The organism is Thermus caliditerrae, assembly GCF_021462525.1.
Lineage (GTDB): Bacteria > Deinococcota > Deinococci > Deinococcales > Thermaceae > Thermus > Thermus caliditerrae.
Genome location: NZ_JAKEDT010000015.1, coordinates 23,961 through 49,543, shown reverse-complemented (window position 1 = coordinate 49,543; position 25,583 = coordinate 23,961). Strand labels below are relative to the sequence as shown.

Genomic DNA, 25,583 nt, shown 5'->3' with positions numbered 1-25,583 from the left:
CATGAGACCTGACATAGCTGTTTTAATCCCCGTATATAACAACCAGGAAGGCCTCGAGCGTAGCCTAGCTTCCATAGACGAGAACTTTCCCCTCGATGTCGTAGTGGTGGACGACGGGAGCGATCCCCCGATTCAGTTGAGGGGGCTTCCTCAGCCGCACCGAGGGTTTGTCTTACGGTTAGATGCAAACATGGGCATAGAACACGCGCTCAATTATGGTTTAAGTTGGATTCTACAAAGGGGTTACCGTTATGTGGCTCGCTTGGATGCAGGCGACCTTTGCTATCCGGGAAGATTTTTCAAGCAGAGAGATTTTCTAGAAAAACACCAAGAATACGCCCTTGTTGGGGGCCAGGTGCGATTTGTGGATGACAGCGGCGTTGAATTGTTCCCCGAAAAGTTCCCGACGAGCCACGAAGAAATTAGCCGAATTATGCATGCTAGAAGCTGCTTCATCCATCCAGCGGTGATGTTGCGGTCGTCCGCCCTTCAGGAGGTGGGTTTTTACTCCGAGCATTTTCCTGCGGCTGAGGATTATGAGCTGTTTTTCAGACTGACCAAGCGTTATAAAGTTGCTAACCTGCCCGACGTGGTGCTGACATGCCACGTGAATCCAAAGGGTATTTCGCTGGCCAAGCGTAGGCGGCAGATTTTGAGCCGAATAAAGGTTATGTTGAAGTACTTTGAGCCTCACTACAAAGAAAGCTGGCTTGGCTTGATGAAAAGCATCATTCTTTTAGCCGTGCCTGTACCTGTGGTGCAGTTCTTGAAAAGGCGTTTGGCGAGGTGGCGCGGGTGGCTATAATGCGAGTGCTTCACATCTTGGAAGCTACTGCGGGTGGAACGGCCCGGCACGTGGCGCAGTTGTTGCCCGGGCTTGCGAGGGAGGGGGTAGAAAACCACTTGGCCTACTCCCTCCTGCGGGCGGACGCCTTTATGTTGGAGGCTCTGAACGCCCTGCGGGAGGCGGGGGTTTCCCTTGTGGAGATCCCTATGCGTCGTTCTCCCCATCCTTCAGACCTGCGGGCTTGGGCGGGGCTGGTGGGGTATGCCCTGCGTCGCGGCCCCTTTGACATCGTCCACGGGCACAGCTCCAAGGGGGGTGCTCTGGCGCGCCTTCTTAAGCTGGCTTTCCCTCGGTCTAAGGTAGTGTACAACCCGCATGCGTTTGTAACGCTGTCCCCCTACCTAAAACCCGCAGAGAGGTGGCTTTACGCCGCAGCAGAAAGTGCCCTAGCCCGCCTTACCGATGGCTTCATCCTGGGTTCAACCTATGAGCACCGGGAGTACGAGCGCCTAGGGTTTTCCAAGGTGCCCTTCAGGATCATTCCGCCGGCCGGTTTATCCCTAGAGCCCCCATCCCCGGTCGAGCGAGAGTTCCTCCGCCGTTCTTGGGGCCTCCAAGGGGATGAGGTGGTCTTCGGCTTTGTGGGGCGCTTGGACCTTCAAAAGGCCCCTGAGGTGGCCCTAAGGGCTTTTGCCGAGTTTGTCTCTCGCTTCCCGGGAAGGGCTAAGCTGGTGTTCGTGGGGGATGGGCCCCTTCGCCCCTCCCTCGAGGCCATGGCCAAGGACCTGGAGATTGCGCACGCCACGCTTTTCCTGGGGTATCAGGAGGGGCGTTTGGCCATGCGCGGATTTGATGCCTTCGTGCTCTCTAGCGCTTATGAATCGGCGGTCATTGTGCTGTTGGAGGCTGCCGGTGCAGGTTTACCCATACTCACCACCCCAGTGGGATGGGCTACGGATATCGTTACGCAAGGGGTTAATGGGTTTATCTATCCGGTTGGCGACGCTGTATCCCTGGCCCGTTTCATGGGCATTCTAGCGGCAGATCCAGCCCTGCGGCGAAGGATGGGGGAGGAGAGCCGAAAAAAGGCTTCGGGTTTCACCGTGGAGAGGATGGTACGGGAAACCCTGGCCTTCTATGGGGAGGTGCTGGAAGCATGCAGCAGGGACCGGTTGTGATGGCGCCTCGGAGGGCGCCTTTGGCGGAGCGCTTTGGGATCGTGAGGCGGGTGGCCCCGCTTTTGGGACTGCTGGTGGCGGACCTTCTGGCCCTGGAGCTTTCCCTTTTGCTCGGCTACACTCTGCGGCTGGCCTTAGATGCATTTCTGCCCGCCAAGGTGCCCCCCCAAATCCCGGGTTCCCTTGCCTTGGCCCTTCTCCTCTTTCCCCTGGGCTACGCCCTGGCCGGCCTCTACCCCGGGTACGGGCTTCCCCCGGTGGAGCGGATGCGCCGGAAGGTGCAGGTGACCCTGCTCATGTTCCTGGCCCTCATCGCCTGGGAATGGTTGCTTCTGCGGGAGGGGTGGTCTCGAGGGGTCCTGGCCTTTGCCTTTGCCTTTGCCCTGGTCCTGCCCCCCTTAGCTGAAGCACTGATGAGGGAGGGTCTCGTGCGCCTGGGCCTTTGGGGAACGCCGGTCCTTATCCTGGGGGCGGGCAAGACGGGGGCGTTGGTGGCCCGAGCCCTCCTGCGGGAAAAGGCCTTGGGGCTAAGGCCCGTGGGTTTCCTGGACGACGACCCCGCAAAGCGGGAGAAGGAGGTGGAGGGCCTGCCCGTCTTGGGGACCTTGGCGGAAGCGGAAGCGTGGGCCCGGCGGGGGGTGAGGACGGCCGTCTTGGCCATGCCGGGGGTGGGCAGGAGGCGCTTATTGGAAGTCCTGGAAGGCCTCTCCTTTCCGCAGGTGATCTTGGTGCCGGACCTTTTGGAGATGCAAAGCCTCTGGGTCTCTGCGCGCGATTTGGGAGGTACTTTGGGGCTGGAGATTAAGAAGAATTTGCTTTTACGCCGCAATCAATTGACAAAGCGTGTTTTAGATTTGAGTTTGAGTGTGCCCTTGTTTCTGCTTAGCCTGCCCCTCATGGCCATACTGGGCCTTCTGATTATCCTCGTGGACAGAGGACCCTTCTTGTTTTTCCAAGAGCGCATTGGCTACGGGGGCAAGCCCTTTCGTATTTGGAAGTTGCGCACTATGTATTTAGATGCGGAGGAGAGGCTGAAAGTTCTTCTAGAAGAAGACCCCAAAGCCAAGGAAGAATGGGAAAGATTTCGCAAACTAAAAAACGACCCGAGGGTGTTGCCGGTGATAGGCAAGGTTTTGCGTAAAGCGAGTTTGGACGAGCTACCCCAACTGTGGAACGTAATACGCGGGGATATGAGTTTGGTAGGACCTCGCCCAGCTTTTAAGGAAGAGCTCGAGACATATTATGGTCCTCTTGCGAAGCTGTATGAAAGTGTGCGTCCAGGGATAACGGGACCATGGCAGGTAATGGGGAGGAATCAACTTGAATTTGCTGACAGGGTGGCCCTAGAAGCGTATTACGTTCGCAACTGGTCCCTTTGGCTGGACTTTTATATTCTGGCCCGTACGGTCTGGGTGCTTCTGACGCGCAAGGGTGCCCACTAAGGGTATACTGGCCCGAGTATGCTGCAGGCGCCTCAGGACGAGCTTTCCCTTCGGGACGTGGTGGCCATTCTCGGGCGGCACCGCCGTCTGCTTTGGGCTTTTCCCTTGGTCTTAGCTGTGGTGGCCCTCATCTACGCCTTCTTCATCGCCGAGCCCCGCTACGCCTCCACCGCCACGGTGAACGTGGCCCCGGTGCAGGTGCAGGCCCAGCTGGAGCAGCGCATCCAGGTGCAAGGGCAAAACCTCCTCACCTTTGAGGGCCTAAGGGCTTTGGCCTTCTCCGAGGAGGTGACGCGGGAGGTTTGGGAGGCCCTGAGGCGGGAGGGCAAGCTCCCCACCGCCTGGCAGGACCAGGGGGGCACCCCGGGCCTGGAGCGGATGGTGAAGGACTTCAAGATCAAGAACGAGTCCCCCAGGCAGCAGGCGGTGCCCCAGGGCCAGGTGCCCCCGGTGGTGGCTTCCCTCACGGTGGAGGCCCCCGCCCCCGAGGTGGCGGCACGGGCGGCCAACCTGTGGGCGGAGGCGGTCACCAAGCGGGTGAACCGCATTCCCTTGGCCCGCCTGGAGGCCAACCTCCAAGCCCTGGAGGAGCAGATCGCCCCGGCGGAGAGGGCCTACCGGGAGGCCCAGGGCCGCTGGGAGGCCTTTCAGCGCGCCACCACCTTGGCTCAGGACAAGGCGGAGCTGGATGCCAAAACGGGGGAGCGGGTGAGCCTGGACCAGGAGCTTTCGGCCCTGGATAGGGACCTGGCGGCGGTACGGGGAAAGGCGGATGCCCTGGAAGCGGAAGCCCGGAGGCAGGCCGCCTTGGTGCCCATCGGCACCAGCCCCGAGCAGCTGGCCATCATGGGCAGGCAATTGGAGGCAGCTAAGGCGAACTTGAAGCGGGAAACGGAAAGAGCGCAGCAAAGCTATGCCGCCGCCGCCCAGTCCTTAGAGAAGTTCAAAGGGCGTGAGCGCATTCCCGTGTGGCAGGCAGAGCTCAGCGCTTATGTGGAGGGTTTTGCCTCCGCCCAATCCCGGTTGCTGGGCATCCGCAAGGAGCTGGCTGTCCGGGAAACCCAGCTGCGGGAGGCGCAGGCCCGCTTGGAGGAGTATAAAGCCGAGCTTCCGGGCCTATCGCTGGAGAACCTGGTGGCGGGTTTAACGGTGAAGGAGGCGGAGGCTTTGGTAGCGGAGCGCCTCCGGGAGGCGGATGGTCGGCTGAAGGCGGCGGAGGCTGCGTGGCAGGCGTACCAGCGGGAGAGCCAGTTGGCGGTGCTGAAGCAGCAGCTGGGGGGCTTTGCCGACCGGGTGGCAGGGACCCGGCAGCGGTTGAACGGGATTGTGACGGAGCGTGCCAGGGTGCAGGAGGCACTTGGGGTAGCCCGGCAACGATTTGAGCAGTTCAAGGCCGAGCTTCCGGGCCTATCGCTGGAGAACCTGGTGGCGGGTTTAACGGTGAAGGAGGCGGAGGCTTTGGTAGCGGAGCGGTTGAGGGAGGCGGATGGTCGGCTGAAGGCGGCGGAGGCTGCGTGGCAGGCGTACCAGCGTGAGAGCCAGTTGGCGGTGTTGAAGCAGCAGCTGGGGGGCTTTACCGACCGGGTGGCGGGAATCAGGCAGCGCCTTGAGAGGATCCCCACGGAGCGAGCGGTGCTCCAAAGGCGCCTTGCGGAAGCGGAAGCGGAACTCGCTAAAGAGCCCAAGCTTCTGGCCTTGGAAAGGGAGGTGGTGGCGGATCCGGCGGTGGCTGCGGTCCTGGCCCGTGGGGGAGATCTTCAGGCCTTGGTGGGGTTGAAGTTGCGGAACCAGGAGCTGAACCCCACCCACCAAAAGCTTCTCTTTACCGCTTTGGACCTTCGGGCCGATCTGGCGGCTTTGGAGCGTGAAGAGGCAGCTTTGCAGGACGAGGCCTCGCGGCTTGAGCCGCAGGTGCAGTCGTTGCAGGAGCGGATAGCGGAGGAGGAGGCGAGGCGGGTGCGTTTGGCCACGGAGTTGGACGTGGCGCGGGACATTTACAATGCGGTTTACCGGTATGCGGAGAACCTGAAGCGGTTGGCGGCGAAGCCGGACACGCGGCTTCGGGAGGTGAGCCCGGATGTCCTGCGCTTCCGGGACCAGATCATCGACCTAGAGGTCCAACTGGCGGCGCTGGAAGCGGAGGAAAAGGCGCTTGGGGCTGAGGCCTCGCGGCTTGAGCCGCAGGTGCAGTCGTTGCAGGAGCGGATAGCGGAGGAGGAGGCGAGGCGGGTGCGTTTGGCCACGGAGCTGGACGTGGCGCGGGACATTTACAATGCGGTGTACCGGTATGCGGAGAACCTGAAGCGGTTGGCGGCGAAGCCGGACATGCGGCTTCGGGAGGTGAGCCCGGATGTCCTGCGCTTCCGGGACCAGGTGGTGGCCCTCGAGGCCGAGCGGGCGGCTTTGGAAGCCGAGCGCCAGGCGCTGGAGCGCAACCTCCAGGAGTACGAGCGCCGCATCCAGAGCCTGCGGACCCAGATCGCCGTTCAAGAGCGGGAAAAGGAGGCTATTCTTCTGGAATACAACACCAAGAAGGCGGCCTATGAAGCCTTCCGTTCACGCTACGACCAGATCGCCAACCTCACCGCGCAGGACCTGGCCTTTGACAACCCCAACCCCGAGTACCAACGCCTGCGCTCGGCCCTCATCGACGCTCAAGCGGAGGAGGCGAGGCTTTCGGCCCGGAGGGCGGCCCTTCAGGCCCGCATCGCCCAGGTGGAAAGCCGCATCAACCTCCTCAAGGAGCGGGTGGCCCGGGCCCAGGTGGAGCAGGACCGGCTCAGCCAGGCCTTGGAGCTGGCCAAGAACGCCTACCTGGCCCTCGCCCAGAAGAAAACCGACCTGCAGATCGAGCTGGCGAGCTCCCAGAACGCCCTGGCCCAGGTCATCGCCCCGGCCTTCCCCGTCTACGAGAAGGTGGCCCCCAAGCGGGGCCTCATCTTGGCCTTGGCGGTGGCTCTGGGGCTCATGCTGGGGGTGATGGCGGCCTTCGTGGCGGAAGCCCTGAGAGCGCCCAAGCCGGAGGCGGCGGGGTAGCCTGGGGGGCCTTGCTTGAAGGAAGGCCCGGGGTTGGGTATAGTGGAAAGCCGGTAGCCCCTTCGGGGGCTTTTGGGAAGGGGAAGCCATGTTCGCGATCGTCAAGACCGGCGGCAAGCAGTACCGGGTGGAGCCCGGGCTGAGGCTTCGGGTGGAGAAGCTCGAGGCCGAGCCCGGAAGCCTGGTGGAGCTTCCCGTCCTCCTCCTGGGGGGCGAGAAGGCGGCGGTGGGGGCTCCCGTGGTGGAGGGGGCCAAGGTGGTGGCCGAGGTCCTGGGCCACGGGAAGGGCAAGAAGGTGACCATCTCCCGCTTCAAGGCCAAGGTCCAGTACCGCAGGAAGAAGGGGCACCGCCAGCCCTACACGGAGATCCTCATCAAGGAGATCCAGGGGTGAGCCATGGCACATAAAAAGGGTTTGGGTTCCACCAAGAACGGCCGCGACTCCCAGGCCAAGCGCCTCGGGGTCAAGCGCTACGGGGGCCAGGTGGTGAGGGCCGGGAACATCCTGGTCCGCCAGCGGGGCACCCAGTTCAAGCCCGGGAAGAACGTGGGCATGGGCCGGGACTTTACCCTCTTCGCCCTGGTGGACGGGGTGGTGGAGTTTCAGGACAAGGGGCGGCTGGGCCGCTTCGTGAGCGTGCGCCCCTTGGCGTAGGCCAAAGGGGCGTGCCCGGATGTTCCAAGACGTTCTCCTGATCACCGTCGCCGCCGGAAGGGGTGGCGACGGTGCCGTTTCCTTCCGGCGGGAGAAGTTCGTGCCCAAAGGGGGGCCGGACGGGGGGGATGGGGGGCGGGGGGGGAGCGTCTACCTCCGGGCCAAGGGGAGCGTGGACTCCCTTTCCGAGCTTTCCCAGCGCACCTATAGGGCCGAGGACGGGGAGCACGGCAAGGGAAGCGGCCAGCACGGACGCGCGGGGCGGGACCTCTACGTGGAGGTGCCCCGGGGCACCCGGGTCTTCGATGCGGACACGGGGGAGCTTCTTGGAGACCTCACGGAGGAGGGCCAGGTCCTCCTGGTGGCCCGTGGGGGAGAGGGAGGGCGGGGCAACGCCCACTTCGTCACCCCCACCCGCCAGGCGCCCCGCTTTGCCGAGGCGGGGGAGGAAGGGGAGAGGCGCCGCCTGAGGCTGGAGCTCATGCTCATCGCCGACGTGGGGCTGGTGGGCTACCCCAACGCGGGGAAGAGCAGCCTCCTCGCCGCCACCACCCGGGCCCACCCCAAGATTGCCCCCTACCCCTTCACCACCCTGAGCCCCAACCTGGGGGTGGTGGAGGTGGGGGAGGTGGAGAAGGAGCGCTTCACCCTGGCGGACATCCCCGGCATCATCGAGGGGGCAAGCCAGGGAAAGGGCTTGGGCCTGGAGTTTTTGCGCCACATCGCCCGCACCCGGGTGCTCCTTTACGTCCTGGACGCTACCCAGGAGCCCCTCAAGACCCTCCATACCCTGCGCCAGGAGGTGGGGGCCTACGACAAGGACCTCCTCAGGCGGCCAAGCCTCATCGCCCTCAACAAGGTGGACCTCCTTTCCCCGGAGGAGGTGAAGGAAAAGGTGGCGGAGCTGGCGGGAGAGGGGCTTCCCGTCCTGCCGGTGAGCGCCCTCACGGGGGAGGGCCTGGAGGCCCTGAAGGAAGCCCTTTTGAGCCTGGTGAAGGCCACCCCTGCCCCCGAGCTTCCCAAGCCTGCGCCAAAGGCGGTGGTGGAGGCCGGGGTGGAGGTGGTGCCGGTGGCGGAAGGGGTCTACGAGGTGCGGGCCCCGCAGGTGGAGCGCTACCTGAGGCGGCTCAAGGGAGATATACAGGAGGCGGCGGGCTACCTTCAGGAGGTGTTCCGGCGCCACGGGGTGGAGGCGGCCCTCAAGGCCAAGGGGGTGCGGGCGGGGGACCTCGTGCGCATCGGGGACAAGGAGTTTGAGTACATCCCGGAGGTTTAGCGGTGCGCATTGGCCTTTTCGGCGGCAGCTTCGATCCCATCCACCTGGGGCACCTCCTGGCCGCCAGCGAGGCCGCAAGCGCCTTGGGGCTGGACCGGGTGCTCTTCGTGGTGGCCGCCAGGCCGCCCCACAAGACCCCGGTGGCGCCCCCAGAGGCCCGCTACGAGATGGTCCTCCTGGCCACGGCGGAGGAGGGGCGCTTCTTCGCCTCCCGCCTCGAGCTGGACCGCCCTGGGCCCAGCTACACCGTGGACACCCTGGAAGAGGCCCGGAGGCTTTTCCCAGGGGACGAGCTCTTCTTCATCACCGGGGCGGACGCCTACCGGGACGTCCTCACCTGGAAGGAAGGGCACCGGCTTCCCGAGCTGGCCACCCTGGTGGCCGTGGCCCGGCCCGGCTACCCCTTGGAAACCATGCCGGTGCCCGTGGTGCCCCTTCTGGTCCCGGAGGTGGGGATATCCAGCACCGAGATCCGCAGGCGCATCCGGGAGGGGAAAAGCGTGCGCTTTTGGGTGCCCAGGCCCGTGGAGGTGTACCTTGAACGGCACGGTCTCTACCGCTGAGCTTCTGGAGAAGGTCAAGGCCTTGGTCCGTCCCGAGCGGTGGGCCCACATCCAAAGGGTGGCGGCCCTGGCCCGGGAGATCGCGGAGAAAAACGGCTTGGACGGGGAAAGGGCCTATCTGGCGGGGATCCTGCACGACGCCGCCCGGGACCTTCCCCTGGAGGAGCTGGCCCGCCTGGCCCCTCCGGAAAACGAGGTGGAGGAGGCCCATCCCCTATCCCTCCACGGCCGGGCGGCCCGGGTTTTGGCCGAGGCCTGGGGGGTAGAGGACAAGGAGGTCCTCGAGGCGGTGGAGGGGCACGTGTACGGGGTGGACCCAAGAAACGGCCTCGGCATGGCCCTTTACATCGCCGACGTCTCTGAGCCCGGCCGGGGGGTGAACGGGGAGATCCGGGAGCTCGCCCTTTCGGGAAACCTCCTGGAGGCCTACCGCCAGGCGGTGCGCAACAAGGTGGAGTACCTGAAGGGCAAGGGGATCCCCGTCCACCCGAGGACCCTGGCGGTGTACCAGAGCCTGCTCCATGCGTCCTAGGACCTCCTTCCTCCTGTTGGCCCTGAGCCTTTTCGCCCTGGGATTGGCGCTTTCCTGGCCCCGGCCGGGGGAGGAGGAAGGGGTGCGGCCCAGGAGGGTTGGGGCCTTGCCCGAGATGGGAGTGGTGGTGGCGGCCCGGGACATCGAGTACTGCGGCTACCACACCCCCTGCGGCCCGGGAAGCCGCACGGACACCATCTTTTACGTGCGCCTAAGGGGAGGGGAGGCCAGGGCCTTGGCCATTCCCCGGGACCTCTATAGCCCCATGGTGGGGGGCAAGATCAACGCCGCCTACGCCCGGGGCGGGGCGGAGCTCCTCAAGCGGGCGGTGGAGGAGGCCACGGGCCTGGTGGTGGAAAGGCACGTCATCCTCACCCTGGAAAGCGTGGCCCGGATGGTGGATGCGGTGGGAGGGGTGGAGGTCTACCTGGAAAGGCCCATGCGCTACACCGACCGGGCGGCGAAGCTTTTCATCGACTTCCCTGCGGGAAGGCTTCACCTAAATGGGGAGGAGGCGGTGAAGTACATGCGCTTCCGCATGGACGCCCTGGGGGACTACGCCCGGCTGGACCGCATCAAGGGGGTGGTCTCCCAGGTGCTCAAAAAGGCCCAGGACCCCCGCACCTGGCCGGCCGTGACCCTGGCCCTAAGGGAGGCCTGGCGGGAGCTGGACACCGACCTTTCCCTGGAGGAGGTTTTGGCCCACCTCCCTGGAATCCGAGGCCTTAGGCTTTCCCTTGCCACCCTGCCCACCCAGGAGGGGAAGGGGACCTTCCTCTATGTGGACGAGCGGGCCAAGGCCCAGTTCCTGGCCGCATGGATGGGCATGGCCCTGCCCTCATCCCCGCCGCAGGTTCCCGTGCGCCTACGGGGGGAAAGGGACCTGATCCTTTGGGGCCAGGCCCTTTTGGCCCGGGAGGGGGTGGAGGTGCAGGTGGAGGAGGCGGAGGTGGCGCGGAGCGCCGTGTACGCCAAGGACCTCGAGGCGGGAGGCTACTTTGCGGAGCTCTTTCATCTGCCTCTTTTGGCCCCCCACCAGCCGGTTCCCGGGGTGGTGGTGGAGCTCGGGCGGGACCTGGTACAATAGGGGTAGATGGTAAAGACCCTCGAGGCAGTGAAGCTGGTAGCCAGGATCAAGGATCTCCTTTGGGAAAAGAAAGCGGAAAAGGTGGTGGCCCTGGACCTCCGGGCGGTGTCCGAGAGCCTGGACTACTTTGTGGTGGCCAGCGCCACCAGCACCCCCCACCTGCAGGCCCTGGAGCGGCACGTGCAGGAGAAGCTGGAGGAGGAGGGCCTCCGCCCCCGGCCCACGGAGGGGCAGAGCCCCCGCTGGGTGGTCCTGGACTACGGGGAGGTGGTGGTCCACCTCATGACCCCCGAGGCCCGGGAGTACTACGACCTGGAAGGCTTCTGGGCGGACGCCGAGAGGATCTGACTACCCCAGGGCCGAGTAGAGGGCCTCGAGGTCTAGGGAAGTGTCCAGACAGGGCAGGGGCACCCGCCCCCCGGTGTAGCGCCTTAGGCTGAACCCTTTCCCCTCGCGGAAATACCCCTCGAGGCCCTTCTGTTCGGGGTCCAGGAGCAGATAGGCCTGGAGGGTTTCCAGGCCCAGATAGGCCCGCATCTTCTCCCAGCGGTCCTGGGCCTCTGTGGAAGGGGAGAGGACCTCCAGGACCAGGCAGGGGCGCTCTTCCCAGAAGGGGTTTTCCCCGGGAGGGCCGCAAACCACCATGAGGTCGGGGTAGTAGACGGTGTCGGGGGCCACCTTGAGCTTGAAGGTTTCCGCATGTACCCGACACCCCTTTTCCCGGGCTCTGGGGAAGAGGGCCGCCACCAGGGCCACCACCAGGAGGTTGTGGCGGCGGCTGGCCCCAGCCATGGCCCTGGGGAAGCCCCGGACCAGCTCGTGGCGCACGGGGCTTTGGGCTTCCTCCTCCAGGTAGGCCTCGAGGGTCAGGGGGCGCTGGACCTCCGCGGGCTCAGCCATCGGCCCTCATTTTATCCGGGGTGGGGCCAAAGGCCCCATGATGAAGCGCTGGAAGGCCAGGTAGAAGCCCAGGTACACCAGGAGCTGGAACCAAAAGCTCTCGGCCACCCCTAGGCCCAGGAGGCCCGCCAGTAGGATCAGGGCCACCGCGCCCACCATCACCAAGGTGGTGCGCAAAAAGACCCCGGGGAAGTACTTTAGGGCCTCGCGAAAAGTTTTCGGCCGCTTTTCCTCCCATTCCTTCAGGGCCTTTTTCTTGAGCTTTTCCTCGCGCTTCTTCTTGCCCACGGGGAAAGTATACTGAGCCCCGTGAACGTGGTGGGCACCGTGGCGGAACTCCGGGCGGCCCTGCCCCGGGAGGGGGTAGGCTTTGTCCCCACCATGGGCTACCTGCACCGGGGGCACCTGGCCTTGGTGGAGCGGGCCCGGAGGGAAAACCCCTTCGTAGTGGTTTCCATCTTCGTCAACCCCCTGCAGTTCGGCCCGGGGGAGGACTACCACCGCTACCCCCGGGACCTGGAGCGGGACCGGGCCCTTTTGGAAGCGGCGGGCGTAGACCTCCTCTTCGCTCCCAGCGTGGAGGAGATGTACCCGGCGGGCTTCTCCACCCGGGTCAGCGTGGAGGGGCCCCTCACGGCCCTTTGGGAGGGGGCGGTGCGCCCCGGCCACTTCCAGGGGGTGGCCACGGTGGTGGCCCGCCTCTTCCTCCTCGTGCACCCGGAGCGGGCCTATTTCGGGGAGAAGGACTACCAGCAGCTTCTGGTGATCCGCAGGATGGTGCGGGACCTGGGGTTCCCCCTCGAGGTGGTGGGGGTGCCCACGGTGCGGGAGGAGGACGGCCTGGCCCTTTCCAGCCGCAACGTCTACCTCTCCCCGGAAACCCGCGGGAAGGCCAACCTCCTTTACCGGGCCCTTTGGGCCATGCGGGAGGTGGCCTGGGCGGGCGGGAGTGTGGCCGAGGCCCTGCGGGCCGGGGAGGGGGTTTTGGCCGAGGTGCCCGAGTTCCGCAAGGACTACCTGGCCCTGGTGCATCCGGAAACCCTCCTCCCCCTTTCCGACTGGGTGCCGGGGGCCCGGGGGATCGCCGCCGGGCGCTTTCCTGAGGTGCGCCTCATCGACAACCTGGAGGTCCATCCATGAGCGAGGCCTTCACCCAGGAGGGGAAGGGGAGCCTTTTGGAGATGTTCAAGGCCATGGTGCAGGCCCGGGCCTCGGACATCCACCTGCAGGCGGGGGCCCCCCCGGTGATCCGGGTGGATGGGAAGCTCCGCCCTTTCGGCAACCGCCCCCTTACCCCCAAGGACACCGAAGCCATCGCCAAGGCCCTCCTCACCCCGGAGCAGTGGGAGGAGGTGGAGTACCGCAAGGAATTGGACTTCGCCTACACCATCCCCGGGGTGGCCCGCTTCCGCTGCAACCTTATGCGGCAAAGGGGAAGCTTCGGCCTGGTCATGCGGGTGGTGGCAGAGGTCATTCCCAGCTTTGAGGCCCTGGGCCTGCCCCGGGAGGTGATGGAGGGGCTGGCGGGTAAGGAGCGGGGCCTGATCCTGGTCACGGGGCCCACGGGCTCAGGGAAGAGCACCACCTTGGCGGCCCTCATCGACCACATCAATCTGCACTACGCCAAGAACATCATCACCATCGAGGACCCCATCGAGTTCCTGCACCGGCACAAGAAGAGCCTGGTGGTCCAGCGGGAAGTGGGGCTGGACACGGACAGCTTCTACTCCGGGGTCAAGTACGCCATGCGCCAGGACCCGGACGTGATCCTCATTGGGGAGATGCGGGACAAGGAGACGGTGGAGGCCGCCCTCATGGCCGCCCAGACCGGGCACCTGGTCCTCTCCACCCTGCACACCCTGGACGCCTGGCGCACCATCAACCGCATCATCGAGTTCTTTCCCCTGCACGAGCACCAGCAGGTGCGCATCCTCCTGGCGGAGTCGCTTCTTGGCATCCTTTCCCAGCGGCTTCTTCCCCGGGCGGACGGGGCGGGGCGGGTCTTGGCCCTCGAGGTCCTCATCGCCACCCCCTACGTGCGGGAGCTCATCAAGGACGAGGACAAGACCCCCCAGATCAAGGAGGCCATGATGGAGGGCTCCATCCACGGCATGCGCACCTTCGACCAGCACCTGGTGGAGCTCTACACCGGGGGGCTCATCTCCCTGGAGGACGCCCTGGCCTCGGCCACCAGCCCCCACGAGTTCCGCCTCCTCCTCACCAAGGCCACGGGCCAGGCCTACTGAGGCCCCCCGGGAGGAGCGCGGGGCCTAGCAACCTTTCCACGCTTCCATAAGCGGCGGGGTATAATCCCGGCGGAGGCGCTTATGTTGGTGACCGGTTTGGAAATCCTGAAGAAGGCGCGGGCGGAAGGCTACGGCGTGGGGGCCTTCAACACCAACAACATGGAGCTCACCCAGGCCATCCTCGAGGCCGCCGAGGAGCTCAGGAGCCCGGTGATCCTGGCCCTCTCCGAAGGGGCCATGAAGTACGGGGGCCGGGCCCTGACCCGCATGGCGGTGGCCCTGGCCCAGGAGGCCCGGGTGCCCGTGGCCATTCACCTGGACCACGGCTCCAGCTACGAAAGCGTGCTAAGGGCCCTCCGGGAGGGCTTCACCAGCGTCATGATCGACAAGTCCCACGAGGACTTCGAGACCAACGTTCGGGAGACCCGGCGGGTGGTGGAGGCGGCCCAGGCGGTGGGGGTCACGGTGGAGGCGGAGCTTGGCCGCCTGGCGGGCATCGAGGAGCACGTGGCCGTGGACGAGAAGGACGCCCTCCTCACCAACCCCGAGGAGGCCCGCCTCTTCATGGAGCGCACCGGGGCCCACTACCTGGCGGTGGCCATCGGCACCAGCCACGGGGCCTACAAGGGGAAGGGAAGGCCCTTCATCGACTTCCCCCGCCTGGAGCGGATCGCCGGGCTGGTGGAGGCCCCCCTGGTCCTGCACGGGGCAAGCTCCGTGCCCCCTGAGCTCATCCAGCGCTTCCGCGCCGCCGGGGGGGAGATCGGGGAGGCGGCGGGCATCCACCCCGAGGACATAAGGAAGGCCATCGCCATGGGCATCGCCAAGATCAACACCGACACCGACCTGCGCCTGGCCTTTACCGCCCTTCTCCGGGAGGGCCTCCTGAAGAACCCCAAGGAGTTCGACCCCAGGAAGTACCTGGGCCCGGCCCGGGAGGCGGTGAAGGAGGTGGTGAAAAGCCGCATGGAGCTCTTCGGCTCCGTGGGGAAGGCGTAGCCCCTAGGGCCAGGCCACCCGCACCCCGGGGAAGTGAAGGGGTTCCGCCTCCTCCCCGGGGAGGAGCACCCGGTGTTCCGTGTAGAGGCCCTCTTTGGGGGCGCGGAAGATATGGAGGCGGTTTCCCTGGAGGTCCAGAAGCCACACCTCGGGGATGCCCGCTTGGGCGTAGATGGGGAGCTTTACCTCCCGGTCGTACTCCAGGCTGGCGTCGGCTACCTCCACCAGGAGGAGGACGTCCTCAGGGGTGGGGAGGCTTTCCCAGTAGTCCTTGGGCTTGAGAAGGGCGATATCGGGCTGGGGCTCGGAGCCCGGGGGCAGGCGCACGGGATTTTGCGGCCAGACGCGGGCTTGATCCCCCAGGGCCTGGGCGAACCGGGTCACTAAACGGGCTACTACCTCGGCGTGCCTAGGACCAATAGGGCTCATCTGGTACACCTCCCCATCCAGAAGCTCCACCCCCGTGACCCCCTGGAAGAGGCGCTCGAACTCCTCGATGCCAAAGCGGTACCGCCGGGCCATGGCCTTAGCGTAGCATGGGCCTATGAACCCCGTTCTCTTCATCCGGGAAAAGCGCGAGGGGGGCAAGCACCGCCGGGAGGACCTCGAGGCCTTCCTCCTGGGCTACCTGCGGGAGGAGGTGCCGGACTACCAGGTGGCGGCCTGGCTCATGGCGGCCTTCTTGCGGGGCCTGGACCCGGAGGAAACCCTCTGGCTCACGGAGACCCTGGCCTACTCTGGGAAGGTGCTGGACCTCTCGGGCCTGCCCCACCCGGTGGACAAGCACTCCTCGGGAGGGGTGGGGGACAAGGTGAGCCTGGTGGTGGGGCCCATCCTGGCGGCCAGCGGGTGCACGGTGGCCAAGATGTCGGGCCGGGGGCTGGCCCACACCGGCGGCACCATCGACAAGCTGGAGTCGGTGCCGGGCTGGCGGGGGGAGATGACCGAGGCGGAGTTTTTGGAGCGCGCCCGGCGGGTGGGCCTGGTCATCGCCGCCCAAAGCCCTGACTTGGCTCCCCTGGACGGAAAGCTCTACGCCCTAAGGGACGTGACCGCCACGGTGGAGAGCATCCCCCTGATCGCCAGCTCCATTATGAGCAAAAAGCTGGCCGCTGGGGCCAGGAGCATCGTCTTGGACGTGAAGGTGGGCCGGGGGGCCTTCATGAAGACCTTGGAGGAAGCCCGGCTTCTCGCCAAGACCATGGTGGAGATCGGCCGGGGGGCGGGTAGGCGGGTCCGGGCGGTGCTCACCAGCATGGAGGCCCCCTTGGGCCGGGCGGTGGGGAACGCCATAGAGGTCCGGGAGGCCATCCTCACCCTGAAGGGGGAAGGCCCGGAAGACCTCCTGGCGGTGGCCCTGCGCCTTGCGGAGGAGGCCCTAAGGCTGGAGGGCCTTGCCCCCAGCCTGGCCCGGGAGGCCCTGGAGAGCGGGAGGGCGTTGGAGCGGTTCCGGGCGTTCCTCGAGGCCCAGGGGGGGGATGGGCGGGTGGTGGAGGACCTTTCCCTTTTGCCCCTGGCGGAGGAACACCCCCTCCTGGCAGAGGAAGAGGGCGTGGTGGCAGAGGTGGACGCCTACCGGGTGGGCCTGGCCGTCTTGGCCCTGGGGGGTGGGCGGACGAAGAAGGGGGAGGCCATCGACCACGGGGTGGGGGTCTACCTTCTGAAGAAGCCCGGGGACCGGGTGGTCAGGGGCGAGCCCCTGGCCCTGGTCTACCACCGAAGCCGGGGCTTGCAGGAGGCGTTGGACCACCTGCGCGCCGCCTTCCGCCTGGGGGCGGAGGCCAGGCCCCTGCCTCTGATCCTGGACGTGGTCTGAAGGCCTCCCTGGTATACTCCTCGGGATGAAGCGGCGGCCCGTGCGCTACACCCTCCTCCTGGCCCGAAGCGGCGGGGGGAGCCGCGCCCTTTCCCTGCCGGGGTGGGCCCTTCTCCTCCTCCTCGCCCTCCTCGGCCTGTGGACCGGGGCCAACCTCTACTTTTGGCAAAAGAGCCGGGAGGCCCGGGCCCTCGAGGTCCGCCTCCAGGCCCTTTCCCAGGAGGCCCGGAGGCTTTCCCTGGCCCTCGAGGCCGAGAGGGCCAAAAACGGCGCCCTCACCGAGGAGGCCAGGCGCACCCAAAAGGAGCTGGAGGCCCTCAAGAAGGCCATCGAAGAGCTCCGCCGCCGGGCGGGGCTTCCCCCCATAAATGCCCTTCCTGTGCGCTACCAGGAGGGCGGGAAGGGAGGGGCTTCCTCCCCGGAGGAGGCCCTGGCCCTCTGGGGGGAGGTGCGGGCGGGGGTTTTGGACCTGCAGCGCCAGCTTAAGGAGGTGGCCCCCGCCCTGGAGCGGACCTTGGAGGTGGAGCAAAGCCTGCCCCGGGGCCTGCCCCTGAGGGGGTATGAGGGGATCACCTCCTTCTTCGGCATGCGGAAAAACCCCTTCGGCCCGGGGTACGAGTTCCACGACGGCCTGGACTTCGCCGCGCCCTACGGGGCCCCCGTCTACGCCACGGGGAGCGGGGTGGTGGCCCGCACGGGGTGGATGGGGGCCTACGGCCTGGCGGTCCTCCTGGACCATGCGGAAGGGTACCAGACCCTCTACGGCCACCTCTCCCGCCTGGCGGTGCGCCCCGGGCAGAGGGTGGAGCGGGGGCAGGTCCTGGGCTACGTGGGCTCCACGGGCCGCTCCACGGGGCCGCACCTGCACTACAGCGTCTACCGACGCGGCACCCCGGTGGATCCCAGGCCCTACCTGGACCCCTTTTTCGCCCACCGGTAAAATGGGGCGGATGTTTGGCCGGAAGCAAGGGGGAGCCCTCACGTACCTGGGGCCGGATACCGAGGTCCTGGGGGACCTGAAGGCCAAGGGCCAGGTGCGCATCGATGGCCTGGTGAAGGGCTCGGTTTACGTGGAAGGGGAGCTGGAGGTGGGCCGTACGGGCCGGGTGGAAGGGGAAAGGGTGGAGGCAGGGAGCGTCCAGATCCACGGGGAGGTGAAGGCGGACCTGGTGGCCCAGAAGGTGAGCCTCTCCAAGACGGCCCGCTTCACCGGCACCGTGCGGGCCCAGGCCCTGGACGTGGAGGCAGGGGCGGTCTTCATCGGCCAGAGCCTGGCGGGGGAGACCAAGGCCCTCGAGGCTCCCAAGGAGGCATAGGCGTGGCCCTAGAGCGGCTTTTCCGAAGAAAAAGGCCCAGTGGGGTAAACCGGGACGTCCCCGAGCTCTGGACCAAGTGCGAGGCCTGCGGGGTCCAGCTTTATAAAAAGGAGTTCCGGGAAAACCTCTACGTCTGCCCCAGGTGCGGCCACCACCACCGCATGCCTGCTTCCGAAAGGGTGGAGATGCTGGCCGATGCCGGCACCTTCCAAGAGACCACGGGGCTTAAACCCCTGGACCCCTTGGGCTTCGTGGACACCAAGCCCTATGCGGAAAGGCTCAAGGCCTACCAGGAGGAGACCGGCCGCCAGGACGCCATCCTGGGGGGCACCTGCACCATCGGCGGGGTGCCGGCGGTCCTGCTGGTCATGGACTACGCCTTCGCCGGGGGTTCCATGGGGAGCGTGGTGGGGGAGGAGATCGCCCGGGGGGCGGAGCGGGCGGCGGCGGAGGGAAGGGCCTTGGTGATCGTGGCGGCCTCGGGCGGGGCCAGGATGCAGGAGGCGGCCCTTTCCCTCATGCAGATGGCCAAAACGGTGATGAGCCTGGACCGCCTTTGGGCAAAGCGCCTTCCCTACGTTTCCATCCTCACCGACCCCACCACCGGGGGGGTTACCGCCAGCTTCGCCGCCCTGGCCGACGTGATCTTCGCCGAGCCGGGGGCCCTGATCGGCTTCGCCGGGCCCCGGGTCATCCGCCAGACCATCCGGCAGGAGCTCCCCGAGGGGTTCCAGCGCGCGGAGTTTTTGCTGAAGCACGGCATGGTGGACCGGGTCACGGACCGCAGGAAGCTCAAGGGCGAGCTGGTCCGGGCCCTTCGTCATCTGCACCCTGGAGTTCCCTATGCCGTTGGAGTTTGAAAAGCCCATCCTGGAGCTGGAAAAACGCATTGCCGAGCTCAAGGAGACCGCCCGGTCCACGGGGGTGGACCTCGAGGCGGAGATCCGCCTCCTGGAAGAGCGCCTGGCCCGGCTCAAGCAGGAGATCTACGGCAACCTCACCGCCTGGCAGAGGGTGCAACTGGCCCGTGCCCCTGGACGGCCCACCACCTTAGACGTCCTGGAGAAGGCCTTCCAGGACTTTTTAGAGCTCCACGGGGACCGGGCCTTCGCCGACGATCCCGCCATCGTGGGGGGGCTCGCCTATTTGGAGGGCCAGAAGGTGGTGGTGGTGGGCCACCAGAAGGGGCGGGACACCAAGGAAAACCTCTACCGCAACTTCGGCATGCCCCATCCCGAGGGCTACCGCAAGGCCATGCGCCTCATGGACCTGGCCGACCGCTTCGGCTACCCCTTCCTCGCCTTCATCGACACCCCCGGGGCCTACCCCGGGGTTTCCGCAGAGGAGCGGGGCCAGGCCTGGGTCATCGCCCAGAGCATCCAGCGGATGAGCCGCCTTAAGGTGCCCGCCATCGCCCTCATCCTGGGGGAGGGGGGCAGCGGGGGGGCCCTGGCCATCGGGGTGGCCAACCGGGTCCTCATCCTGGAGAACGCCTGGTACTCGGTGATCAGCCCCGAGTCCTGCGCCGCCATCCTCTGGCGGGACGCCAAGGAGGCCCCCAAGGCCGCCGAGGCCTTGAAGCTCACCGCAAGGGACCTCCTGGCCCAGAAGGTGGTGGACGCCATCATCCCCGAGCCCGAGGGCGGGGCCCACAAGGACCCCCTTAGGGCCATCCAGAACATCAAGGAAGCCCTTCTCAAGACCCTCGAGGAGCTCAAAGGGCTTTCCCCGGAGGAGCTTTACCAGGACCGTTACCGCCGCTTCCGCGCCTTGGGGGCCTACGCGGAGTCTTAAGGGGCCTTGCCCCTTTTCCCTCAGGATTTTCACAGGGAAGCTTTAGCCTGAGGGTGGAGGTGAGGCCTATGCGGAAGCTTCTTTTGGCGGCGTTGGGCCTGGGTGTGGCCCTGGCGCAGCAGATCAGTCCCCAGGGCATCCTCGTGAACCCGGTGCCCACCGACCTCGTGGTGAAGGTCTGGGTGGACAAGGACCCAGCGAAGCGGGGGAATGCGGTGTACCAGGTGGGGGAGCCCATCTACATCTATGTGAACGTGAACCGGGATGCCTACGTCTACCTCTTCAACATCAACGCCGATGGACGTATCGACCCCATCCTCCCCAACGCCTTTGAGCGGGAGAACTTCCTCCGGGCTGGGGAAACCCGGCGCTTCCCCCCGGAAGGGGCCCGCTACCGCTACACCGTGACCGGTCCCGAGGGTGAGGACCGCATCCTGGCGGTGGCGAGCCGGCGCCCCCTTTCCCTGGGGGAGATCCTGGACGTGGAGGGAAGCCGGGTCCGGGTCCAGGGGGCGGAGGGTTTGGCCCGGGCCCTTTCCATCGTGATTGAGCCCCTGCCCCCTAGGGACTGGGTCACGGACGTGGCCCGCTACTTCGTGGGCCGGGTGACAGCTCCACCCTCCACCCCCGCCACGGCCACCCTGACGGTGGACTCGAGGCCCCAGGGGGCGGAGGTCTACCTGGATGGGCGGCTTTCCGGGCGCACCCCGGTCACCCTGTCGGTGAACCCCGGGCGGCACGAGGTGGAGCTTAGGCTTGCCGGCCACCAGCCCTACCGGGTCACGGTGAACCCCAGGCCCGGGGAACGGGTGCAGGTCTTCGCCCAGCTGGTGCCGGAGCCCAGGCAAGGGACCCTGGCCGTCACCTCCAGCCCTTCCGGGGCCGAGGTCTATGTGGACGGCGCTCTGCGGGGCCGCACCCCCCTGACCCTCACCCTCCCTGAGGGCCGCTACGGGGTGGAGCTTAGGCTTTCCGGCTACGAGCCCTACCGGGCCACGGTGCAGGTACGGCGGGGGGAGACCACGAGGCTTGACGTGCGCCTGAACCCCATCCCTCGCACCGGCACCCTTCTTCTGGAGTCCAGCCCCACGGGGGCTGAGGCCTACGTGAACGGCGCCTTCCGGGGCCGCACCCCCTTGCGCCTGGTCCTGGATGAGGGGACGTACCGGGTGGAGCTCCGCGCCCCGGGCTACGAGCCCTACCAGGCCACGGTGCGGGTGGAGCGGGGGCGGGAGACCAGGCTTTCCGCCAGCCTTAGGCCCATCCGCACCGGGGAGCTCTTCCTGGAGGCCAGGCCCGAAGGGGCCGAGGTCTACGTGGATGGGCGCCTGGCAGGCCGCGCCCCTTTAAGGGTGACCCTCGAGGCGGGCCTGCACGAGGTGCGGGTCCTGGCCCCCGGGTACGCGGAGTACCGGGCCCAGGTGGAGGTGCGCCCTGCGGAGTCCCTTAGGCTTTACGTGGAGCTCGTCCCGGTGCGGGCGGTGCTGGAGCTTTACCTGAACGTGGAGGCCCGGGTCTTCCTGGACGGGGAGGAGGTGGGCGTGGCCAAGGGAGGCTACCTGCGCCTCGAGGCCCCCTTCGGCGACCACGAGCTCACCCTGGTGGCCCCCGGCTACCGCACCCTGGTGCAGGAGGTGCGGGTCACGGGCAACCAGGTCCTGCGGCTTACCCTGAGGCCCCTTTAGGGGGAGGAAGCGCCGCCCCGGCCTGGGCCGGGGCGGCTTGGCTCGCGGGCCGGGGCTTCCCCGTGGGGTGGCCTCATTCTGGGGCCTTCCGCCAGGCCAGGTAGGAGAAGGCCACCAGGTAAAGCCCCCCGGCCAGCAGGGCGGCGAACCACACCCAAAGCCAGCCTCCCCCCAGAAGGGCGGCCAGCCAGGCCAAAAGGCCCAGGAAGGCGAAGATCCACCCCGCCCGGCGGTGGACCTCCCGCCACACCTTTGGGCTTTCCAGGGTCCAGGGGGTGCGCACCCCGGCCAGGTGGTTGGGGGGCAGGCGGGGAAGGAGGAGGCCCAGGACCAGGAAGACCAGGCCCACCGCCCCCAGGATGGCCCACTCCACGGGGAAGGCTATGCCCTGGGCGTAGCTCCAGGCGGCGTAGAGGAAGGCTCCTTGGATAAGGGTGAAGGTCCAGACCACCGCTGCCAGAAGCCAGGGCCAGACCGGGGGAGCCTGGCTCCGGAGCTTGGGGTCCAGCCGGGGGGCCAGGGCCAGGAGGGGATAGAGGAGGAGGGTGAGCACGAGGGGGAGGAGAAAGACCTCCATCCGGCTTCCGTAGCGGTCTACCTCTCCCTGGGCGTTCCAGTGGGCGGGGATCCTCTCGGGGAGCTGGAAATAGGCCCAGAGGGTAAGGGCCCAGGTGAGGAGGAGGCCCAAAGGGGCAAGCCACTTTCCCATGTCCTCACGGTAGCATGGGGGGGTGAAGGCCATCGTCCTAGGAGGCGGCGAGGAGGCTTGGGCGGGGAAGTACGGGGTCCGGAGCAAGGCCCTGGTGCCCTACCGAGGAAGGCCTTTGGCGGCGTGGGTGCTCTCTGCCCTCAAGGAGGCGGGGCTTTCCGCCATCTACGTGGGGGAGAACCCCGGGCTTTCCCCCCCGCCCCGCCTCACCCTCCCCGACACGGGAAGCCTGCTGGGGAACCTGGAGGCCGCCTTGGCCCACGTGGAGGGCCGGGTCCTGGTGGCCACCGCCGACCTCCCCCACCTCACCCCCGAGGCGGTGCGCTTTGTGCTGGAAAACGCCCCGGAGGCCGCCCTCGTCTACCCCATCGTGCCCAAGGAAAGGGTGGAGGCCCGCTTTCCCCACACCCGGCGCACCTACGCCCGCTTGCGGGAGGGGGTTTTCACCGGCGGGAACCTGGTGCTTCTGGACAAGGGGCTTTTCTACCAGGCCCTGCCCCTGGCCCAGAAGGTGGTGGCCCTGCGGAAAAAGCCCCTGGCCTTGGCCCGGCTCATCGGTCTGGACATCCTCCTCAAGCTCCTCCTGGGCCGGCTCTCCCTTCCCGAGCTGGAGGCGCGGGCGCAGAGGATTTTGGGAGTGGAGGCCCGGGCCCTCATCACCCCCTACCCCGAGGTGGGGGTGGACGTGGACCGGGAAGAGGAACTGGTAAGCTAAGCCCATGCGCACGGTGAAGGAGCTCCGCCTGGCTGGGCTTTTCGCCTACCTGGCCGCCTTGGTGCTGGGCCTTCTCTTCTCCTACCTCCTCCACGCCCTCCTGGGGGGCGGCGGCCGCCTGGGGTGGGGAAGCTTCAACTTTTTCGGGCTTCTCGAGGGGCTGGGCTTCCTCCTCTTCTTCACCTTCGCCCTCTACGTGGCCAAGCGGGCGGTGCGGGTGCCCTGCACCACCCTGCTCACCGCTGGCCTTTTCTGGCCCACCCCGGCCCGCCGCCTGGCCAAGCCCCTGCCCCAGGTGGAGGCCCTCGAGGCCTACGAGGGCCGGGGGGTGGCCCTCTTGGTGCAAGAGGGGCGCCCGGTGGGCCTTTTGGGCCTCGCCGACCACATCCTGCCCCTGGAGGAGGTGCCCAGCGTGGAGGCGGAAGTGGCGGTAAGCGAGCTTTCCCCCCTCTTCCTGCGGCAACCCTTGGTCCTGGTGGTCAAGGGGGAGGAGGTGGTGGGGGCCATTTCCCGGGAGGCCTTTTTCCGCTACTTGGGGGTCTAGCCCGTTGACAAAAGGCCCGTCGGCCTAAAATAGGGGGGAGGGGTTGAGGAGGTGAAGGATGCCACACGTAATCTGTGAGCCCTGCATCGGCGTGAAGGACCAGTCCTGCGTGGAAGTCTGCCCCGTGGAGTGCATCTACGATGGGGGGGATCAGTTCTACATCCACCCCGAGGAGTGCATCGACTGCGGGGCCTGCGTGCCCGCCTGCCCGGTGAACGCCATCTTCCCCGAGGAGGATGTTCCCGAGCAGTGGAAATCCTACATTGAGAAGAACCGCAAGCTGGCGGGTTTGGAGTAAAAGCTCAGGGCTCCCGCCCCAGCGTCGGCTGGGGCGGGGCCTTTTTCAGGGGCAGCACGTACCAGCTTAGCGCGGGACCCCCGTCTTTTACGTGCTGGAAGCCTTGGGCTTGGAAGAAGGCTTTGGCCCTGGGGTTTTGCCCGTAGACCACCGCATAGAGCCGCTCTGCCCCCACCAAGTTCTCCAGCAGGTGCGTCAGGGCCCGCTGCCCCAGGCCCTGGCCCTGGCGGTCCTCGCGGATGAGGAGGAGGCTCAGGGTGGCGTCTTCAGGCTCGGGGTAGTGGAGCTTGTAGTCCAGGTAGCCCACGACCTCCCCTTCGGACACCAGGAGGAAGACCCGGCGGCGCCCATCGCCCTCCAGGGTGGCCAGGTCGCGGGCCACGTCCTCGAGGGCCGGGGGCTCCATCCCCATCAGGGCGAAGTACCCGGGGCTTCGCAGGAAGAGCTGGTGCAAAAGAGGAGCGTCCTCCAAACCCACAGGACGTAGGCTCAGGTTAAGGGTCCGCATCGCTCCCATGCTACCCCCCCCTCTCTGAGAGACGGGTGATGAAAGGCCGCCGCCCCGGGGGGAACCCCGGGGCGGGCGAAGGACCGCTTACCTGCGGGCCGGCTCCACCACGGTGACGTTCACCGCCTGGGGGCCCTTGCCGTTCTTGCCCGGCTCCACGTCAAAGGTGACGATGTCGCCCTCGTTCAGGGTGCGGAACCCCTTGGCGTTGATGGCGCTGAAGTGGACGAACACGTCCGTGTCCCCCTCGCGCTCAATGAAGCCGTAGCCCTTCTCCGCGTTGAACCACTTGACCCGACCCTTCTGCATACCGCTCCTTCTCTTCCAAGCCCTTTAGGGCTCGTATCCGGGACTTTAGGGGTTGCTTTAGACCCAAGGGGCCACCCTATAGCGACCCGGAATACCTCACTCTACCACGGGAAGGCTACTTGCGGAAGAACCCCTTGAGTTTCCCCCAAAAGCCTTCGGGGGCCACCTCCTCCCCCACCTCCTCGGCGTAAGCCCGGAGAAGCTCCCTGGCCTTTGGGGAAAGCTTCTTGGGCACCACGAGCTCCACCACCACCCGCAAAGCCCCCCGCCCCCGGCCCCCGGGGTGGGGGAGGCCTTCCCCGGGGAGCTCAAACACCTCCCCGTGGCCCGTGCCCGGGGGGATCTCCAGGGGGATGGGGCCCTCCAGGCCCGGCACCTCCACCCGGGCGCCCAGGGCCGCCTGGGCCAGGCCGATCCGGAGGCGGTAGACCAGGTCCGCCCCTTCCCGCTCCAGGTGGGGATGGGGGCGGACCTTGAGGCGCACGTAGAGGTCGCCGGGGCCGCCGGGCCCCAGGTTGCCGTGCCCGGGCACCCGCAGGAGGTGGTCCTCCCCCATCCCCGGGGGGATCTTCACGGAAACCCGTTCCTCCTGGGCCACGCGCCCCCTCCCCCGGCAGACGGGGCAGGCCTCGGCCAGCAGGTGGCCCTGCCCTTTGCAATGGGGGCAGGTGGAGCGGCTTACGAAGGCCCCGAAGAGGCCTTGGCGGTAGGTTTCCACCATCCCCCGCCCCCCGCAGGTGGGGCAGGCCACCCGCTTGCCCCCTTGGCCTCCGCAGGCCTCGCAGGGCACCAGGCGGGCGTAGGCCACCTCCGCTTCCTTCCCGTGCAGAAGGTCTTGGAGTTCCACCTCCACCAGGGCCTCGAGGTCCTCCCCCCTGGGGGCGGCGCGCCCCGTGCGGAAGCCGAAGACCTGGGCGAAGAGGTCGAAGAGGTCCTCGGTGCGTAGCTCTGGCTGCCCCAGAAGCCCCCGGTCGTACTGGGCCCGCTTCTCGGGGTCGGAGAGGACGGCGTAGGCCTCGTTGATCTCCTTGAAGCGCTCCTCCGCCTCCTTGTCCCCGGGGTTGCGGTCGGGGTGGTGTTGCAGGGCCAGGCGGCGGTAGGCCTTTTTGATCTCCTCCTGGGTGGCCTCGCGGCTCACCCCCAGGATGGCGTAGTAGTCCTTCATCCAGCTAGCACTTTACAAGGGAA

Annotated in this window: 30 protein-coding genes; 23 read left to right on the top strand and 7 right to left on the bottom strand. The window is 66.9% G+C overall.

Features of this window, described 5'->3' with window-relative positions; genetic code table 11:
* Nucleotide 1 precedes the first annotated feature (1 nt).
* From L1088_RS08765 to rsfS, 11 genes are all read left to right on the top strand, one after another.
* Complete coding sequence (locus L1088_RS08765; RefSeq protein WP_234554601.1) at nt 2–805, top strand: glycosyltransferase; 804 nt, start codon at nt 2–4, stop codon at nt 803–805.
* 5 nt (nt 806–810) lie between these two features.
* Nucleotides 811–1,965, top strand: coding sequence for a glycosyltransferase (locus tag L1088_RS08760; protein WP_234554600.1), 1,155 nt, complete (start codon nt 811–813; stop codon nt 1,963–1,965).
* Between the two features lie 20 nt (nt 1,966–1,985).
* Nucleotides 1,986–3,407: an undecaprenyl-phosphate galactose phosphotransferase WbaP gene (gene wbaP, locus L1088_RS08755; RefSeq protein WP_234554598.1), complete on the top strand. Its 1,422-nt coding sequence runs from the start codon at nt 1,986–1,988 to the stop codon at nt 3,405–3,407.
* Between the two features lie 18 nt (nt 3,408–3,425).
* The gene (locus L1088_RS08750; RefSeq protein WP_234554596.1) at nt 3,426–6,443 is read left to right on the top strand and encodes a Wzz/FepE/Etk N-terminal domain-containing protein; all 3,018 of its coding nucleotides are present in this window, start codon (nt 3,426–3,428) and stop codon (nt 6,441–6,443) included.
* Nucleotides 6,444–6,531: 88 nt separating this feature from the next.
* The gene (gene rplU / locus L1088_RS08745; protein ID WP_038049025.1) at nt 6,532–6,837 is read left to right on the top strand and encodes a 50S ribosomal protein L21; all 306 of its coding nucleotides are present in this window, start codon (nt 6,532–6,534) and stop codon (nt 6,835–6,837) included.
* Between the two features lie 3 nt (nt 6,838–6,840).
* Nucleotides 6,841–7,098 carry a 50S ribosomal protein L27 gene (gene rpmA, locus L1088_RS08740; RefSeq protein WP_135343779.1) on the top strand — a complete coding sequence of 86 codons (258 nt, stop codon included), beginning with the start codon at nt 6,841–6,843 and terminating at the stop codon, nt 7,096–7,098.
* A gap of 19 nt (nt 7,099–7,117) precedes the next feature.
* Complete coding sequence (obgE, locus tag L1088_RS08735) at nt 7,118–8,374, top strand: GTPase ObgE (protein WP_234554594.1); 1,257 nt, start codon at nt 7,118–7,120, stop codon at nt 8,372–8,374.
* Between the two features lie 2 nt (nt 8,375–8,376).
* Nucleotides 8,377–8,937 (top strand): nicotinate-nucleotide adenylyltransferase, encoded by a 561-nt coding sequence (gene nadD, locus L1088_RS08730; protein WP_038049029.1) that lies wholly within the window; start codon nt 8,377–8,379, stop codon nt 8,935–8,937.
* On the top strand, nt 8,912–9,469 hold the full coding sequence (yqeK, locus tag L1088_RS08725; protein WP_234554592.1) for a bis(5'-nucleosyl)-tetraphosphatase (symmetrical) YqeK: 558 nt from the start codon (nt 8,912–8,914) through the stop codon (nt 9,467–9,469). Before nadD ends, yqeK begins: the two co-directional genes overlap by 26 nt.
* A complete protein-coding gene (locus L1088_RS08720) occupies nt 9,459–10,556 on the top strand; it encodes an LCP family protein (protein ID WP_234554589.1) in 1,098 nt (365 codons plus the stop codon). The genes yqeK and L1088_RS08720 overlap by 11 nt, the downstream gene beginning before the upstream one ends.
* A gap of 6 nt (nt 10,557–10,562) precedes the next feature.
* Complete coding sequence (gene rsfS, locus L1088_RS08715) at nt 10,563–10,904, top strand: ribosome silencing factor (RefSeq protein WP_234554588.1); 342 nt, start codon at nt 10,563–10,565, stop codon at nt 10,902–10,904.
* Here the strand turns inward: rsfS and L1088_RS08710 are convergent, their stop codons facing one another.
* On the bottom strand, nt 10,905–11,456 hold the full coding sequence (locus tag L1088_RS08710; RefSeq protein WP_234554587.1) for a Uma2 family endonuclease: 552 nt from the start codon (nt 11,454–11,456) through the stop codon (nt 10,905–10,907).
* Nucleotides 11,457–11,462: 6 nt separating this feature from the next.
* The gene (locus tag L1088_RS08705; RefSeq protein ID WP_038049042.1) at nt 11,463–11,744 is read right to left on the bottom strand and encodes a hypothetical protein; all 282 of its coding nucleotides are present in this window, start codon (nt 11,742–11,744) and stop codon (nt 11,463–11,465) included.
* 21 nt (nt 11,745–11,765) lie between these two features.
* Between L1088_RS08705 and panC the strand changes: the two genes are divergently transcribed.
* From panC to fba, 3 genes are all read left to right on the top strand, one after another.
* A complete protein-coding gene (gene panC / locus L1088_RS08700; protein ID WP_234554586.1) occupies nt 11,766–12,596 on the top strand; it encodes a pantoate--beta-alanine ligase in 831 nt (276 codons plus the stop codon).
* Nucleotides 12,593–13,702 carry a type IV pilus twitching motility protein PilT gene (locus L1088_RS08695; RefSeq protein WP_234554585.1) on the top strand — a complete coding sequence of 370 codons (1,110 nt, stop codon included), beginning with the start codon at nt 12,593–12,595 and terminating at the stop codon, nt 13,700–13,702. The genes panC and L1088_RS08695 overlap by 4 nt, the downstream gene beginning before the upstream one ends.
* 81 nt (nt 13,703–13,783) lie before the next feature.
* On the top strand, nt 13,784–14,701 hold the full coding sequence (fba, locus tag L1088_RS08690) for a class II fructose-1,6-bisphosphate aldolase (protein WP_234554584.1): 918 nt from the start codon (nt 13,784–13,786) through the stop codon (nt 14,699–14,701).
* 3 nt (nt 14,702–14,704) lie between these two features.
* Here the strand turns inward: fba and L1088_RS08685 are convergent, their stop codons facing one another.
* Nucleotides 14,705–15,223 carry a Uma2 family endonuclease gene (locus L1088_RS08685; RefSeq protein WP_234554583.1) on the bottom strand — a complete coding sequence of 173 codons (519 nt, stop codon included), beginning with the start codon at nt 15,221–15,223 and terminating at the stop codon, nt 14,705–14,707.
* Between the two features lie 22 nt (nt 15,224–15,245).
* Between L1088_RS08685 and L1088_RS08680 the strand changes: the two genes are divergently transcribed.
* The 6 genes from L1088_RS08680 to L1088_RS08655 all read left to right on the top strand — a co-directional run bounded on the left by L1088_RS08680 (nt 15,246) and on the right by L1088_RS08655 (nt 21,312).
* Nucleotides 15,246–16,517, top strand: coding sequence for a thymidine phosphorylase (locus L1088_RS08680; RefSeq protein ID WP_234554582.1), 1,272 nt, complete (start codon nt 15,246–15,248; stop codon nt 16,515–16,517).
* A gap of 25 nt (nt 16,518–16,542) precedes the next feature.
* Nucleotides 16,543–17,457, top strand: a complete 915-nt coding sequence (locus L1088_RS08675; protein WP_234554580.1) for a peptidoglycan DD-metalloendopeptidase family protein — start codon at nt 16,543–16,545, stop codon at nt 17,455–17,457.
* Nucleotides 17,458–17,467: 10 nt separating this feature from the next.
* Nucleotides 17,468–17,833 (top strand): bactofilin family protein, encoded by a 366-nt coding sequence (locus L1088_RS08670; protein ID WP_234554579.1) that lies wholly within the window; start codon nt 17,468–17,470, stop codon nt 17,831–17,833.
* Between the two features lie 2 nt (nt 17,834–17,835).
* Nucleotides 17,836–18,693 (top strand): acetyl-CoA carboxylase, carboxyltransferase subunit beta, encoded by an 858-nt coding sequence (accD, locus tag L1088_RS08665; RefSeq protein WP_038040428.1) that lies wholly within the window; start codon nt 17,836–17,838, stop codon nt 18,691–18,693.
* A complete protein-coding gene (locus tag L1088_RS08660) occupies nt 18,677–19,627 on the top strand; it encodes an acetyl-CoA carboxylase carboxyltransferase subunit alpha (RefSeq protein WP_234554578.1) in 951 nt (316 codons plus the stop codon). Before accD ends, L1088_RS08660 begins: the two co-directional genes overlap by 17 nt.
* A 68-nt stretch (nt 19,628–19,695) precedes the next feature.
* A complete protein-coding gene (locus tag L1088_RS08655) occupies nt 19,696–21,312 on the top strand; it encodes a PEGA domain-containing protein (RefSeq protein WP_234554577.1) in 1,617 nt (538 codons plus the stop codon).
* A gap of 73 nt (nt 21,313–21,385) precedes the next feature.
* Here L1088_RS08655 and L1088_RS08650 read toward each other — a convergent pair whose 3' ends face one another.
* A complete protein-coding gene (locus L1088_RS08650) occupies nt 21,386–22,021 on the bottom strand; it encodes a DUF1648 domain-containing protein (RefSeq protein WP_234554576.1) in 636 nt (211 codons plus the stop codon).
* A 22-nt stretch (nt 22,022–22,043) separates the two neighbouring features.
* Between L1088_RS08650 and L1088_RS08645 the strand changes: the two genes are divergently transcribed.
* Genes L1088_RS08645 through L1088_RS08635 form a run of 3 tightly spaced genes read left to right on the top strand, consistent with a single transcriptional unit; the run spans nt 22,044 to nt 23,578 of the window.
* The gene (locus L1088_RS08645; protein WP_234554575.1) at nt 22,044–22,736 is read left to right on the top strand and encodes an NTP transferase domain-containing protein; all 693 of its coding nucleotides are present in this window, start codon (nt 22,044–22,046) and stop codon (nt 22,734–22,736) included.
* A gap of 4 nt (nt 22,737–22,740) precedes the next feature.
* Nucleotides 22,741–23,280 (top strand): CBS domain-containing protein, encoded by a 540-nt coding sequence (locus tag L1088_RS08640; RefSeq protein ID WP_234554574.1) that lies wholly within the window; start codon nt 22,741–22,743, stop codon nt 23,278–23,280.
* 58 nt (nt 23,281–23,338) lie between these two features.
* Nucleotides 23,339–23,578 carry a ferredoxin gene (locus L1088_RS08635; protein ID WP_003043460.1) on the top strand — a complete coding sequence of 80 codons (240 nt, stop codon included), beginning with the start codon at nt 23,339–23,341 and terminating at the stop codon, nt 23,576–23,578.
* A 4-nt stretch (nt 23,579–23,582) separates the two neighbouring features.
* Here L1088_RS08635 and L1088_RS08630 read toward each other — a convergent pair whose 3' ends face one another.
* The 3 genes from L1088_RS08630 to L1088_RS08620 form a co-directional block, all read right to left on the bottom strand.
* Nucleotides 23,583–24,095 (bottom strand): GNAT family N-acetyltransferase, encoded by a 513-nt coding sequence (locus L1088_RS08630; protein WP_234554573.1) that lies wholly within the window; start codon nt 24,093–24,095, stop codon nt 23,583–23,585.
* A gap of 78 nt (nt 24,096–24,173) precedes the next feature.
* A complete protein-coding gene (locus tag L1088_RS08625; protein WP_014516375.1) occupies nt 24,174–24,395 on the bottom strand; it encodes a cold-shock protein in 222 nt (73 codons plus the stop codon).
* Nucleotides 24,396–24,510: 115 nt separating this feature from the next.
* Nucleotides 24,511–25,560 carry a DnaJ C-terminal domain-containing protein gene (locus L1088_RS08620; RefSeq protein ID WP_234554572.1) on the bottom strand — a complete coding sequence of 350 codons (1,050 nt, stop codon included), beginning with the start codon at nt 25,558–25,560 and terminating at the stop codon, nt 24,511–24,513.
* Between the last annotated feature and the right edge of the window lie 23 nt (nt 25,561–25,583).